Here is a 13,904-nt window from a genome sequence, read left to right as displayed (position 1 = left end):
AAGTATGGGACAACAAGAACGATGTGGTTGGGCAATGAATGAGACGGTAGAGCAAGTTTATCATGATAACGAATGGGGAGTGCCGAGCCGTAACGAACAATATCTATTTGAAATGCTGAATTTGGAAGGCGCACAGGCCGGGTTATCATGGCGTTTAATTTTGAATAAACGAGCTGCATATAAAGAAGCTTTTCATCAATTTAACCCAGATAAATGCGCTGCAATGACCGATGAGGAGCTCGAACACATACGCGAAACTGCAGAAATTGTGAAAAATAAACTAAAAATCGGCGGAGTCCGCAAAAATGCCATTGCTTTTTTGAAAGTGCAGGCCGAGTTTGGTTCTTTTGCGAACTATATTTGGGGATACTCAGATGGAGAGCCCATTATCAACCATTGGACAGACATGTCACAAATGCCAGCTCAAACTGAATTGTCCGAGCGAATCAGCAAAGATCTTAAAAAACGTGGTTTTATTTTTGTTGGGCCGGTTATTATTTATTCTTATTTGCAAGCGATTGGGATGATTGATGATCATGTTGTGACCTGCCCGTATCATACCGAAAATCGTGATTAGCTTTGTTCAGGTTTTCTAAGTTCCCATGATAAAGCGTGAATATACTTTAGGGAAGAAGGCTGAAATGATGGAGTTTACAGGAAATGCGATTTTAACAACAGGTGACACAGACCTTCGTACTTTCAGCGTACCATTGTCCAGACTCAAATAATGAAGCACGAGGAGCACTGACGCTCATGGGGAATATGGAATAGTAAATAGGCGAGGAGCCAAGTCATCTAAATATGACCATGCTTCTCGCCCTATTTTATGCTTTTTGCCAATTGAGTTGCCATTCAATACCGAGTTTATCCGTGACTTTTGCATAAACCCCGCCCCAAGGCATTTCTTGAAGCTCGATCCCCACTTGTCCACCGTCTTTTAAAATGTCATACGTAGACTTAAGTGAAGCCTCATCTGCAAACATGAATGCGATGGAGAGCATATTTCCAGGAACTAATGATTCGTCAACATAGGAGTCAGAGAAATAAAGTATTTCGACACCATCTTTTTCAAGGCGAGCATGTACAATTCGGTTTCCAAGGGCTTCATCCCCACGAGAATCACCCATTTCATTATAGGTTTGAACCATTGTTGGCGTGGCTCCAAAAGCATCTCCGTAAAAATCCAGAGCTTCTTTTGCATTTCCGTTAAATTGTAAGTAAGGTATTGTTATTGGCATAGTATGTCCTCCTAAACTAGTTTATCACGCTAGGTGATAGAGCAAGTATAAGCGATTTCCCTTGATAAATCCAACGAAAAACAAAATTTCTTAGCAAATTATTAAGTGACAATAATCATATTATGTAAACTAATAAGTTGAAAGTATGGAAAAATGATCAAAATAGTTATTAATCATTTTTCCAGAAAGGTTTTATCACTTTGTGATGCGTTTGTATATTTCCACTTTAATATGTTGGGTATATTCTTCGGATGTATGAGAGTATACCTCTTATGCATGTAAAGAAGGCTATTCAGCAAGAAAGAAGAGCCCAAATGAGACACTATCAAATACAGATGAGATACGCTGAGCTCTGAAAATGCACAACCTGAGGTAAAGCTTTAATTTAAATCCAGACAGTACTAATTTGCAGCGGGGTACATCGAAAAAATCAAGTATGCCAAGAAAATACCGGTAGTATGAAAATTTCATCTTAACATGAATAAAAGAGGACGACCAAAAATCGGCTGTCCTCTTTTGCATTACTATTTATTAAACACCTTTATAAGCATTCATATAAACTTCCTTCAACTCAGAAACGAGCGGTTGAACTGGGTTAGCAGTCGTACATTGATCCATAAACGCACGATCAGCAAGTGTATCAACCACTGCGTCAAATGCTTTCTTATCAACGTTTTGACCTTTCAAGCTCATGTCGATTCCGCAATCTTTACCAAGGCTAATAATCGCATCAACTAGTGATTTCACGCCTTCTTCTGTTGTCGAAGCTGGAAGACCTAATACGCGAGCGATTTGTGCGTAATCTTGGTCTGCACGGTAAGACTCGTATCTTGGGAACAACGCATGTTTTCTAGGTTTTGTTGCATTGTAACGTATAACGTGTGGCATAAGGATAGCATTGGCACGGCCATGAGGAATGTGGAATTCAGGCCCGATTTTGTGTGCTAAACTATGGTTAATTCCTAGGAAAGCATTGGCGAAGGCCATACCTGCCATAGCGGAAGCGTTGTGCATTTTTTCACGGGCATCTTCATCGCCTTCAAGTACGGAAGCACGTAATGATTCGAATACCATTTCGATGGCACGTAGAGATAATCCGCGTGTATAATCGCTCGCCATAACAGATACGTAAGACTCAATCGCATGTGTTAATACGTCCATACCTGTATCAGCAGTGATGTGAGCTGGAACAGTCATAACGTATTGTGCATCGACAATTGCTACGTCTGGAGTTAGCTCGTAATCTGCTAGTGGGTATTTAATGTTATTTTCTTTATCTGTAATAACGGCAAAAGGAGTAACCTCAGATCCAGTACCAGATGTAGTAGGGATAGCAACGAATTGCGCTTTTTCACCAAGTTTAGGATATTTGAATGTGCGTTTGCGAATATCTAAGAATTTTTGTTTCAAACCGAAGAATGAAGCTTCTGGGTGTTCATAGAATAACCACATTCCTTTGGCAGCATCCATTGCGGAACCACCACCAAGTGCGATAATGCAATCTGGTTTGAAGTCTTTCATTAATTCTGCACCTTTATAAACGGTAACGTCAGATGGGTCTGGTTCTACGTCTGCAAATACTTGATAGTCCACATTATTGCTACGTTTTTTCAAGTGTTCGATAACAACGTCAACGTATTTAAATTGAACCATTCCTGGGTCGGTTACGATGAATACGCGTTCGATGTTAGGCATTTTTTGTAGATATTGTGTGGAATATTTTTCAAAGAATACTTTTGGTGGCAGTTTGAACCATTGCATATTATTTCTCCGTTCTGCGATACGTTTCACGTTTAAAAGGTTTGTTGCGCTAACGTTTTGGGATACAGAGTTTTTACCATAAGATCCGCAACCGAGTGTTAGAGAAGGAATGAAGCCATTGTAAAGGTCGCCGATTCCGCCTTGAGCAGATGGGGCGTTCACAATGATACGACATGCTTTCATGCGCAAGCCGAATGCAAGTTGTGCTTCGCGATCTGTAGAATGAATAACTGCTGAATGACCGAGACCACCGTATACGAGCATTTCTTCACAACGATCGAAGGCTTGTGCTTGGTCTTTTGCTTCAATGAAAGCTAGAACTGGGCTTAGTTTTTCATGAGATAGTGGGTAATCATCGCCCACACCTTTAATTTCAGCTACAAGCATTTTTGTATCTTCTGGAACTTTGAAACCAGCTTCGTTTGCGATCCAAGCAGGGGATTTACCGACTACATTTGGATTTAACGCGTGTGTTTCTGGATTGATCACATAGCTTTCTAGTTTTTTGAACTCAGCACCTTTAACGAAGTAGCATTTATTTGCTTCCATTTCGTCTTTAACAGCTTTAGCCACTTCTTTGTCGACGATTACAGCTTGTTCAGAGGCGCAGATCATACCGTAATCGAATGTTTTCGATAGGATCAAGTCGTTTACTGCACGTTTGATTTTCGCTGTTTTATCGATGTAAGCGGGAACGTTACCAGGGCCAACGCCAAGTGCCGGTTTACCAGTAGAGTACGCTGATTTAACCATGGCAGCACCACCTGTTGCAAGAACGAGCGCTACATCTTTATGGTTCATCAATTGTTTTGTCGCTTCTAACGATGGTTTTTCTACCCATTGAATACAATGTTCGGGAGCGCCTGCCGCAACTGCTGCTTCATATACGACACGAGCCGCTTCAGAGGAACATTTTTGAGCGCTTGGATGGAAGGCAAAAATAATTGGGTTACGTGTTTTGATTGCAATGATTGCTTTGAAAAGTGTCGTAGAAGTGGGGTTTGTAACAGGTGTTACCCCAGCAATAACGCCGACTGGTTCTGCAATTTCAACCACGCCGGTTTGTTTATCTTCATGAATAATACCGACTGTTTTGTCTGCTTTGATGTTATTCCAAATATATTCTGTTGCGAAAATGTTCTTAATACATTTATCTTCGTAGATTCCGCGACCTGTTTCTTCAATCGCTAGTTTAGCAAGTGGCATATGTTGGTCAAGACCAGCTAAGGCCATCGCATGCACGATATTATCTACTTTCTCTTGATCAAAATCGGCGAACGCCTTTAGTGCGCTTTGTCCGTTACTTGCGAGTGTATCGATTACTTTTTGAACTTCTACTACTTCATTAACAGCTTTTTCTTTCATTGCCATTTGTGAACCCTCCAATGATATAGGGACTTAAAACGTCCTATTGTGACGTTTAACGTCCCTATTGTTCCAAAAAAATTGCGGCGGTCGACTCGCCGTCATCTTTCTGGATTTCTTATTTACAATGTAAGTGTAACACTTCACAAAGTTTTTGTCTACAGTTTATTGTGAATATATTCACTTGATGCTGAAAATGGTAAAATGGATATAAGTATGAAGAAGAGAAATGAACTGTTTGACCTATACATTTTGAGAAAATAGAGGAGCGTCGCTTGATTGGATTGTAAGAGTTTAACAGGAGCATCGCATAATTTCCCAATAAAATAGTGTATTTTCTAGAAAGAGAAGTAACAATATGGAGGAAACGGATTCAATGCTATGCAATTTTTGTATCGTGGCTTTCCGTTTTTATGATTGCTTTTCAAATACCGACGTTTCTGGAGGGCTGGACGTATTTTGAGTGTTTTGGCATGCCGATTCTTACTTTTTCTCTAGTATTCGGATAAATCATTGCCAAAGCTTTGACCACGCTATGACTGGGATGATGCATTTGCAATACGATAAATGTGTACACGTCGTTTTCTGGGCATAGACATGAATAGAAGACTGATTTAAGGGATTAGCATAGTTTTTCGTAGGCATATAAAACAGGAGGAAACACTGCAAAACGCTTGTCACAATGCGAACTTTGTGCTATTATAGAAAACAGTGTTAAATCACACACGCATGGTGGACAGAACAAAAGGTGCTTGCATGCAAGTCTTTGTCTGGTTGATACATGCGGAGGGCGGAAGAATCCGCAAAAATAAAACCAATAGGAGGGAATAACATGCCTGTTATTTCAATGAAACAATTGTTAGAAGCTGGGGTACATTTCGGTCATCAAACACGCCGTTGGAACCCAAAAATGAAGAAATATATCTTCACAGAAAGAAATGGTATCTACATTATCGATTTACAAAAGACTGTCAAGAAAGTAGACGAAGCTTTCAATTTCATGAAAGAAATCTCTGCTGACGGTGGAACAATCCTTTTTGTAGGAACTAAGAAACAAGCGCAAGATTCCGTTCGTGATGAAGCGATTCGTTCAGGTCAATACTTCGTTAACCATCGTTGGTTAGGTGGAACATTGACAAACTTTGAAACAATCCAAAAACGTATTAAACATCTTAAGAAAATCGAAAAAATGGAAGAAGACGGTACTTTCGAAGTCCTTCCTAAAAAAGAAGTTGTTCTACTTAAGAAAGAACAAGAGAAATTAGAAAGATTCCTAGGCGGTATTAAAGATATGAAAGGTCTTCCTGACGCTTTGTTCATCGTTGACCCTCGTAAAGAACGTATTGCTGTTGCAGAAGCTCGTAAATTACACATCCCGATCATCGGTATTGTAGATACAAACTGTGATCCAGATGAAATTGATTACGTAATCCCTGCAAATGACGATGCTATTCGTGCGGTTAAACTTTTGACTGCTAGAATGGCTGATGCAATCATCGAAGTAAATCAAGGTGAAGAGCAAGAAGTTCCTGTAGAAGAAGTAAAAGCTCCAGTTGTTGAAGAAACTGTTGCAGCAGCTCCGGCTCCTGTTGCGGAAGAACCAACTACAGAAGCATAAAAACGATTTACAACTAACAAGGTGATAAGTGGCAATCTCTTATCACCTTTTTTCAAAGATTTTTATATTAGGAGGAATTGTAAATGGCTAACGTTACAGCTCAAATGGTAAAAGAACTGCGCGAAAAAACTGGTGCAGGTATGATGGATTGTAAAAAAGCATTAGTAGAAGTAGATGGAGATATGGATCAAGCAATCGACTACCTACGTGAAAAAGGTATCGCGAAAGCTGCTAAAAAATCTGATCGTATCGCTACAGAAGGTATGACAAGTGTTGTCAGCAATGATAAGCATGCTGTAGTACTTGAAATCAATGCAGAAACAGATTTCGTAGCTAAAAATGACCAATTCATTCAATTAGTAAAAGATATTTCCAATCAAATTTTAACGGTTCGTCCAGATAATTTAGACGAAGCATTAAAAACAGAAATGCCAAATGGTCAAAGCTTGCAAGATTACATTAACGAAGCTATCCAAAAAATCGGTGAAAGAATCTCACTTCGTCGCTTTGAAGTAAAAGAAAAAGTTGCCGATCACGCGTTTGGCGAATACATCCACATGGGCGGACGTATTGGTGTGTTAGTTGTTCTTGAAGGAACATCTGATGACGCGATTGCGAAAGACGTTGCGATGCACGTTGCTGCGATCAATCCTAAATACATTTCACGTAATGACGTTTCTCAAGACGAAATTGCGCACGAAAGAAAAATTCTTACAGAACAAGCGCTTAATGAAGGCAAACCAGCTAATATCGTTGAGAAAATGGTGGAAGGCCGCTTAACGAAATACCTTAGCGAAATTAGCCTAGAAGACCAACCGTTTGTTAAAAATCCAGACGTAACTGTAGGCCAATTCGTGAAAGAAAAAGGCGCTACAATCAAATCATTCGTTCGCTTTGAAGTCGGCGAAGGGTTAGAGAAAAAAGAAGATAACTTTGTTGAGGAAGTTATGAACCAAGTGAAGAAATAAGTCATGTTTCGCGTGATTTAGATGGGCCGCTATTCGCGTTGAATAGCGGTTTTTTTAGATTTTAACTAAAATCATTTAGATTCATTGGATCGTGGGCATTTCTGCTAGAAAATTTTGTCCAGTTCTGTTTTTGCTACTTATTCTCTGCCATCCAATAGCTTCTTTTTTATCAAGAAATATTTGATTGTAAAAAATTTTAATAACACTGGTTTCAAAATAAGAAAACTTTGCTATAATAAATAGCCAATATGATCGAAATAAAGTACGTCAAATCGGTGCGTCTACGAGGGATTCTATTTTTGGATTTGGGAAAAGTGCGCTTGATAGCTTGAAACATCCAGAAAAGCATTTAGAAAGTATCGCTATGTTAATGAAAAACTTGCGAAGTGATCCATCAGGAACAATGGGAATGTTTTGGGAGGGTATCGTGTCTAGCTATTTAGAGCCTTATAAAAAAGGCGATGCCTATGGGTTGGCCAGCACAACTGTATTTTTTGCTAGTATGTTTGGAATTACGAAAGGAATTAATGATTTAAGCAAGATAAAAAACGTGAAAGAAGTAAGTGTGAGTTCTAAAGTAAATGCTTTGAATGAAGAAGTTGGGGCAGTTGTAACGCCGTTTACCCCGAAGAAAATTGGCTTAGCAAACGGAGAAATCGCATATCAATCTAAATGGGGAGAATTGGTTCGCTCACCTAAGTATCTTGATGGAGCTGGGGAAATAAAGTGGCCCGTAGCAAACGGATTTATTGTAGATAAAACTGGAAGAGCTATTACAATTAATGCTGATTTGAAAGCTGGACAAATTGTTGATAGGTATGGAGATGCTGGTGGAAGATTTACAAGTCCAGTGGAAAGCGGGAAAATATTAGACTATGAAACTAGAGGGCTGCCTTATCCAGAGAGTAGTATGAAATATCATCAATATGAAGTACTTAAAGACATCACAGAGACAAATATAAAGACTGCCTATAGCAAATCTTCCAAAGAAGTCCAAAATAAGATTGATGACATAATGGAAGAATGGGGATTAAGTTTTGAAGATTTAGCTAATCCACAACGAGGTGACGTTGCTCAAGTTTTTGGAGCAGGTGGAGGGGCGCAAATTAGATTTACTACAAGCGTTAAATACTATGAACAATTAGGATTAATAAAGGAGGTTAAATGAATATGGAAAATATTAATGAATTAAAAGCAATTATCATTTCAGAGATCAAAAAGAAACAATATGAGACACTCCGTTATGTGTTATTTAATGATAAAGATAGTACTCCATTTGCTGTTCATCTATTCTGGCTGGATGGAAAATTTATAGTCAATTCTAGAGATGAGAGAAGTTATGTGGTTGGAAAATCATTTGAGTTTGACAACTTTGAAAAAGCAAAAGAAAAGTTCTTCAGAGTGCTATTTTTATCTGTAAAAAGAAATAGAAGTGATGTAGCAGAAGGATATGAAGCTGATTATCCATCGTCACTTTGGGATTAATAAGGGAACTTAATAGAAGATTTAGAAGATATTTGGATAGCATACCATGATGAAAGGGCAAAAAGAAGTATTGAAGGTTAGTGGTGTTTCTTTTTATATTTATTGTAATTTTTTTACGGTATGCTATAATATGGATAAATTGAGAATGATTTTTTAATGGAATATACAAAGATACAAGGGATGGGAGTTACATATGGAATCTAAATATAGGTATGGGGATGATTATCCGAAGCAATGTCCGCCTAGCACGGCTAATTGTCCAATTGGGGGAGTATTATTTAGAGTTTGTAAAAATGAATTGGTTAAAAACGGGAAATTAAATTCTGATAACTTTATACCAGCTTGGGAGACTCCAAGAAGAAATTTTCCTCCAGTACAGGAGTGTAGCGCAAAGGCTCTATCGTTTTTCGATACTGTAAAAGGAGTTAAAGATTTATTAAGAAAACACCCTAAAATAGGAAATACTGTAATTAAGATTGAGCTGAATAGGTATTGTGGTGTTATTGAAAAAACAGGAGATAAAGGTCATTATAGTCTCTGGGATTTAAAAGAACCTTGTATAGTAGATGCGATTGAAGGTAACTGGAAAGAGGTGTACCTCGATGAACAAGTTGTCTCACAGTGAACTGCTGAATATTGAATATAAATTCATATTTGAGTATTACGATAAACCATTATCATTCATTGGCTACGCCAACCAGCATAACTATCTATTCTATTTTATAGATGACACAAGTTTTTTTACAGCAGAATTAACTAAAAGCGATACTATATATTTGTCGGAATGTAAAGATTTAACAAAGTTAATTAATGACCTTATAAGTAGGGAAAAGCTTTATATTTTAGAATTTGATTTTCTCAATGATTCTATAAAATACACGAATGCAGAGCACAATAAACAGGCCATTGAGGATTATCCCAATATCCCTAATTTGATTGAATTTGATTTTAATTCTAATAGAATAATTGAAAAAGATTACAGGTTTGAAAACTATTTAGACTTTCCTTTGGAGGCAGATAAGATTACGGTACGGGTAGTTAATGAAGTAAATTCAAACTTATATAAATATACGATAATTGAGAATGTGATGAAGTATGTATCCGAGTCTTTTAGTTCAATTAAGAGTGCCTATGACTTTGAAAATAACCAAGAATTGATGATGAGCCCTTTTTCTAAAGGGTCATTCAAGGTCAATTTTGAGTTGTTGGAAAATACAAATTTATTGGAGACGAGCAATAATTTTTATCCAATGTTAAACATTCTGCAGGAAGTTAGTGTTTCAGAGAAAGAAGTTGATTTAGATATTCTTGATACTAAACTAAATGTTGAATTAATAAATAACACTATCTCATTATATGAGACTATAAAAGAAGAGGGTATTTCTCTTGAGTTTTCAAAATCAATTGACGGTAAGGAATTGACTAGTATATCTCAAAAAATCAATGTCGATAAGAACCTAGCTATTTTTAAAGAAAGTATAAATACGAAATCGACTGTATCAGTTAATAAGGAAATAAAAACTATTGAGGGAGAGCTAAGGTCAGCTAGCGTTGATAGAAATTCATTTTCAATAAATACTGTTAACGGCAAAGTATCAGGGAAATTTGAAAAAGAGCTTTTTCGCAGATTGAAAACAAATGAATTGACTGTAGTTTTCCCAGCCTACATATCAGCTGAAATTGAGATTGACTCATACACTGATATAGAGGGAAATCCGATCAAGGAAACACATGTTATGAGATTTTTTGAGCAATTTGCTTAGGAGAAACAGATTTTGACATGAATAGACAAATGTGCAACATTAATAAGCTATTGCTATTACAGGAATAATTATCACTGTAGAATCTCTAGGGGGACAATTGGGGGACATCTTCATTCTTTGCTAACTAAACCTTGGTATAAAGCCAAATTTATGATTTCCTTATTTATCAAGTGAAAAAAATAAGTCATGTTTTTGCGTGATTTAGATGGGCCGCTATTCGCGTTGAATAGCGGTTTTTGATTTTTATAAATCTCTAAATACATATAAATAAAAAGTTTTATGGGACAATTGTGGGGCATTTTTCGACTCTACATAAAAAGACGAGATACAATGAGAATCCATCATATCTCGCTTCTATTCTAATTTCCAGTTAACAAATCAATCGCATCCGATAATTTCGTGCTAACTGCTTGATCATTTCGCAAATCATTTTGTACCTTCATAGCGTCTTCTGGGATTTCTGTAATGATCCCGTCGACGTCTGCAAGCATGTATTTACGCGCTGCTTCTGGCGTCGTGATTGTCCACACCAATAAGTCCATATTACGCTCATGGGCCTGTCTCTGCATGCTAGAGCTAAAGGAGAATTCCTCAATAACGATAAAATCTGCATCGACATTGACCAAGTTACCAAAATTAAGGGGGACAATAAAGCCGACGCGCATCGCTGGATAGCGTTTCTTAACCGTTTCAACGATATTACGATTCAGCGACTGATAAATATAATTGTTCTCCACGCCATGTTTCTGAACTATTTTCTCGAAATTTGCAAGGAAATCTTTTGATTCATCGCCGTGTGTCTTAATCTCGATATTCAGATTCACGTTCCATTTTTTCGCATGTTCAATATACGTATCTAATGATGGAATCGTTGATGTGAAGCCATCCTGACGAATCGTTACTTTTTCAAGTTCGGCTAAGGTCATATCGCGAACGTTGCGGTTTATGCCGGCTAAACGTCTGAGATTGGTATCGTGAAACACGACGAACTGATGATCTTTTGTTTCGAGGATATCCATTTCGACAAAATCGACACCGATTTTCGCGGCGCCATGAAGGGACTCCAGCGAATTTTCTACTCCTGCACTTTTCAGTCCACGATGGGCGATTATTTGCGTATTATCGCTGTACGTGACTTCAGTCAGATAAACACCGTTAATCGTTATGAGGGCAATGATTCCAGCGGTGATAACGACATAAAAAGACTTCCGATGTGGCTTCTTCACAATTCTATTTGGCGAGCGGGGAATGACTTTGTCTTCACGTGTTAAAAACATGAAATTGACGGCATGCGCGATGTAGATGGGCACGATTGTGAAAGCGACAATAAAGAATATTTGGCTCAGTGTCAACGAAATTCCTGCAACGACTGGAGCTGCAGGTGCCCATAGTTGTTCTGCTAAAATAGTCGGAAATAGGAAAATCAAAAAGGCGATGAAAATCAGGGCAGTGGCTACAAACGACATCAGAACGAAATTTGTTACGATGCGCCACGTCTGCCAGCGAGTTATGACCCAGCTACGCTTAATTGCTTGGAAAATCGTGCATTCACCAGTGAGAAAAATCGCCAGCGAGAATAATAGTCGGATATTAATGTAAATCACGACGGCGATGAAACTAAAATAAAGAATCGCGCCAGATGTGGATTTCAATAACTCATTCACGATAAAATTAGGTATATAGATCCCGTCAGTTAATTCAGAATGCAATCCCATCCCTGCAATTGGTACAATCAATACGAAATACAATAGAAAGAAAATAAACTGATAGGACAACAAATATTTCGATTGCCGCAAGATTTTGCGCAGAATCATTCGGATCGTGAATGGAATCTGTTGCTGATGGTAGTAGGTGATAAGAATTAAAACAGATAATTCAATGTAAATAAAAAATAAAGCTAATAATCCAAAAATAACAGCAAATAGTAACCCAAGCGGATTTCGTAAGAATTCTAAAATATTCTGATCGGTAATACTATCGTAGCCGAGCGATGTTGTCATGAAGTGGAAAAACAAAGCCAAAAACGGAAACGCAAGTAAAAGAATCAGTGCTTGTAAAACAAAGACAAATTTTATGTAGTACCATGAGTTAAAACGGGTATAAAACAAAGAAGCCCGCAATGTTTGCCATACTTTGATCTGGTTCATGAAATTTCTCCCCCTTATTCTGTTCTTTATTATACGATAGCTAACTAGTAAATAGTAGTCTAAAACGGGAGAACAAAATAATATTTTTGAAATTTGTATGAAAATGCTTTTGTTGCGGGCTTTTTTTTAGTATTATAGATTATGATGGAATTATTCCGAGTGTTAGGAATGAGCCAAATAGAAAGTAGATGGAGGTCAATATGGATACCCCAGAATATAAACGAGTAGTATTGAAACTTAGTGGTGAAGCTTTAGCAGGAACGGAAGGGTTTGGGATTAACCCGCGCGTCGTGAACTCCATCTCGCAACAAGTGAAAGAAGTTGTAGAACTTGGTGTCGAGGTTGCTATTGTTGTCGGTGGCGGCAATATTTGGCGTGGTAAGTTAGGTAGTGAAATGGGAATGGATCGCGCAGCGGCTGATTACATGGGTATGCTCGCGACTGTTATGAACTCCTTGTCACTACAAGATTCACTGGAAAACGTTGGCGTGGCTACACGTGTTCAAACTTCCATCGATATGCGCCAAATTGCTGAGCCATATATTAGACGTAAAGCCATTCGTCATTTAGAAAAAGGGCGTGTAGTCATTTTTGCAGCTGGAACTGGTAATCCTTATTTTTCAACGGATACAACGGCAGCGCTACGAGCAGCGGAAATCGAAGCGGAAGTCATTTTAATGGCTAAAAATAATGTGGACGGGGTTTACAGCGCCGATCCTAAATTGGATGATACAGCTGTGAAATACGATGAGTTATCCTATCTGGATGTGATTAAAGATAATTTGCAAGTTATGGATACAACGGCGTCATCCTTAAGTATGGATAACGATATCCCACTTGTCGTCTTTTCGTTTGAAGAAACAGAAAACAATATCAAACGCGTTATTTTAGGCGAGAAAATTGGGACTACTATAAGAGGGAGGAAATAACATGAGTAAAGAAGTTTTAGCCTTAGCAAAAGAGAAAATGACAAAATCGGAGCAAGCATTACAACATCAATTAGGATCGATTCGTGCTGGTCGTGCCAATGCGTCACTACTTGATCGCGTATCTGTCGAGTATTACGGTGCTCCAACACCGATTAATCAATTAGCTGCAGTGAGTGTTCCAGAAGCGCGCTTACTAATGATTTCACCATACGATAAAACGGCACTGGGTGATATCGAAAAAGCGATTTTAAAAGCAGATCTTGGTATTATGCCAAATAACGACGGTGAAGTAATACGTATCGCGATTCCGCAATTAACAGAAGAACGCCGTAAAGAGCTAGTTAAAGAAGTGAAAAAAGAAGCAGAAGACGCAAAAGTAGCGGTACGTAACGTGCGCCGTGATGCGAATGACGATTTGAAGAAGCTAGAGAAGTCTGGTGATATTACAGAAGACGACTTGCGCAACTTCACAGAAGATGTTCAAAAGCTAACAGATGCGAGCATTAAAAAATTAGATGAAATCGCCAAGCAAAAAGAAGATGAGATAATGGAAGTATAGCATGAAAAACGGAGCTGACAGTAAAAGCTTATTGAGAGGAAGATAGTCTCTTGGTTTATTTTTTAGGACAA

Annotated in this window: 12 protein-coding genes; 9 read left to right on the top strand and 3 right to left on the bottom strand. The window is 38.1% G+C overall.

Annotated features, from left to right (window positions below; translation table 11 throughout):
• The first annotated feature begins 4 nt into the window (after positions 1-4).
• A complete protein-coding gene (locus HCJ54_RS03280; protein ID WP_185525317.1) occupies positions 5-577 on the top strand; it encodes a DNA-3-methyladenine glycosylase I in 573 nt (190 codons plus the stop codon).
• A gap of 247 nt (positions 578-824) precedes the next feature.
• On the opposite strand, the gene HCJ54_RS03275 is transcribed toward HCJ54_RS03280, so the two are convergent.
• Entirely contained in the window at positions 825-1,238 is a 414-nt protein-coding gene (locus tag HCJ54_RS03275) for a VOC family protein (protein WP_185408749.1), read from the bottom strand.
• Positions 1,239-1,769: 531 nt separating this feature from the next.
• Positions 1,770-4,370: a bifunctional acetaldehyde-CoA/alcohol dehydrogenase gene (adhE, locus tag HCJ54_RS03270; protein ID WP_187136628.1), complete on the bottom strand. Its 2,601-nt coding sequence runs from the start codon at positions 4,368-4,370 to the stop codon at positions 1,770-1,772.
• Between the two features lie 826 nt (positions 4,371-5,196).
• On the opposite strand from adhE, the gene rpsB reads away from it, so the two are divergent.
• The 6 genes from rpsB to HCJ54_RS03240 all read left to right on the top strand — a co-directional run bounded on the left by rpsB (position 5,197) and on the right by HCJ54_RS03240 (position 10,198).
• Complete coding sequence (rpsB, locus tag HCJ54_RS03265) at positions 5,197-5,982, top strand: 30S ribosomal protein S2 (protein ID WP_036093911.1); 786 nt, start codon at positions 5,197-5,199, stop codon at positions 5,980-5,982.
• A gap of 83 nt (positions 5,983-6,065) precedes the next feature.
• A complete protein-coding gene (gene tsf / locus HCJ54_RS03260; RefSeq protein ID WP_036064898.1) occupies positions 6,066-6,950 on the top strand; it encodes a translation elongation factor Ts in 885 nt (294 codons plus the stop codon).
• A 328-nt stretch (positions 6,951-7,278) separates the two neighbouring features.
• Entirely contained in the window at positions 7,279-8,118 is an 840-nt protein-coding gene (locus HCJ54_RS03255; protein WP_222712949.1) for a TNT domain-containing protein, read from the top strand.
• A gap of 2 nt (positions 8,119-8,120) precedes the next feature.
• The gene (locus HCJ54_RS03250; RefSeq protein WP_244966889.1) at positions 8,121-8,435 is read left to right on the top strand and encodes an Imm59 family immunity protein; all 315 of its coding nucleotides are present in this window, start codon (positions 8,121-8,123) and stop codon (positions 8,433-8,435) included.
• 193 nt (positions 8,436-8,628) lie between these two features.
• On the top strand, positions 8,629-9,060 hold the full coding sequence (locus HCJ54_RS03245; RefSeq protein WP_185525307.1) for a hypothetical protein: 432 nt from the start codon (positions 8,629-8,631) through the stop codon (positions 9,058-9,060).
• Positions 9,038-10,198 carry a hypothetical protein gene (locus tag HCJ54_RS03240; protein WP_185525306.1) on the top strand — a complete coding sequence of 387 codons (1,161 nt, stop codon included), beginning with the start codon at positions 9,038-9,040 and terminating at the stop codon, positions 10,196-10,198. The genes HCJ54_RS03245 and HCJ54_RS03240 overlap by 23 nt, the downstream gene beginning before the upstream one ends.
• A 359-nt stretch (positions 10,199-10,557) precedes the next feature.
• On the opposite strand, the gene HCJ54_RS03235 is transcribed toward HCJ54_RS03240, so the two are convergent.
• On the bottom strand, positions 10,558-12,345 hold the full coding sequence (locus tag HCJ54_RS03235; RefSeq protein ID WP_187136626.1) for a glycerophosphoryl diester phosphodiesterase membrane domain-containing protein: 1,788 nt from the start codon (positions 12,343-12,345) through the stop codon (positions 10,558-10,560).
• A 200-nt stretch (positions 12,346-12,545) separates the two neighbouring features.
• Between HCJ54_RS03235 and pyrH the strand changes: the two genes are divergently transcribed.
• Positions 12,546-13,274, top strand: a complete 729-nt coding sequence (gene pyrH, locus HCJ54_RS03230; protein ID WP_036064902.1) for a UMP kinase — start codon at positions 12,546-12,548, stop codon at positions 13,272-13,274.
• A gap of 1 nt (position 13,275) precedes the next feature.
• A complete protein-coding gene (gene frr / locus HCJ54_RS03225) occupies positions 13,276-13,833 on the top strand; it encodes a ribosome recycling factor (protein ID WP_036064904.1) in 558 nt (185 codons plus the stop codon).
• Positions 13,834-13,904: the final 71 nt, after the last annotated feature.

The sequence above is a fragment of the Listeria grandensis genome, from assembly GCF_014322885.1.
Taxonomy (GTDB): domain Bacteria; phylum Bacillota; class Bacilli; order Lactobacillales; family Listeriaceae; genus Listeria_A; species Listeria_A grandensis.
This window is presented reverse-complemented; position numbering and strand designations above follow the sequence as displayed.

Excerpts from the sequence above, each read along its gene's own strand:
- HCJ54_RS03245 (WP_185525307.1), top strand. The coding sequence starts at position 8,629 with ATGGAATCTAAATATAGGTATGGGGATGATTATCCGAAGCAATGTCCG.
- HCJ54_RS03235 (WP_187136626.1), bottom strand. The coding sequence starts at position 12,345 with ATGAACCAGATCAAAGTATGGCAAACATTGCGGGCTTCTTTGTTTTAT.
- pyrH (WP_036064902.1), top strand. The coding sequence starts at position 12,546 with ATGGATACCCCAGAATATAAACGAGTAGTATTGAAACTTAGTGGTGAA.
- rpsB (WP_036093911.1), top strand. The coding sequence starts at position 5,197 with ATGCCTGTTATTTCAATGAAACAATTGTTAGAAGCTGGGGTACATTTC.
- HCJ54_RS03250 (WP_244966889.1), top strand. The coding sequence starts at position 8,121 with ATGGAAAATATTAATGAATTAAAAGCAATTATCATTTCAGAGATCAAA.
- adhE (WP_187136628.1), bottom strand. The coding sequence starts at position 4,370 with ATGGCAATGAAAGAAAAAGCTGTTAATGAAGTAGTAGAAGTTCAAAAA.
- frr (WP_036064904.1), top strand. The coding sequence starts at position 13,276 with ATGAGTAAAGAAGTTTTAGCCTTAGCAAAAGAGAAAATGACAAAATCG.
- HCJ54_RS03280 (WP_185525317.1), top strand. The coding sequence starts at position 5 with ATGGGACAACAAGAACGATGTGGTTGGGCAATGAATGAGACGGTAGAG.
- HCJ54_RS03240 (WP_185525306.1), top strand. The coding sequence starts at position 9,038 with ATGAACAAGTTGTCTCACAGTGAACTGCTGAATATTGAATATAAATTC.
- HCJ54_RS03275 (WP_185408749.1), bottom strand. The coding sequence starts at position 1,238 with ATGCCAATAACAATACCTTACTTACAATTTAACGGAAATGCAAAAGAA.
- tsf (WP_036064898.1), top strand. The coding sequence starts at position 6,066 with ATGGCTAACGTTACAGCTCAAATGGTAAAAGAACTGCGCGAAAAAACT.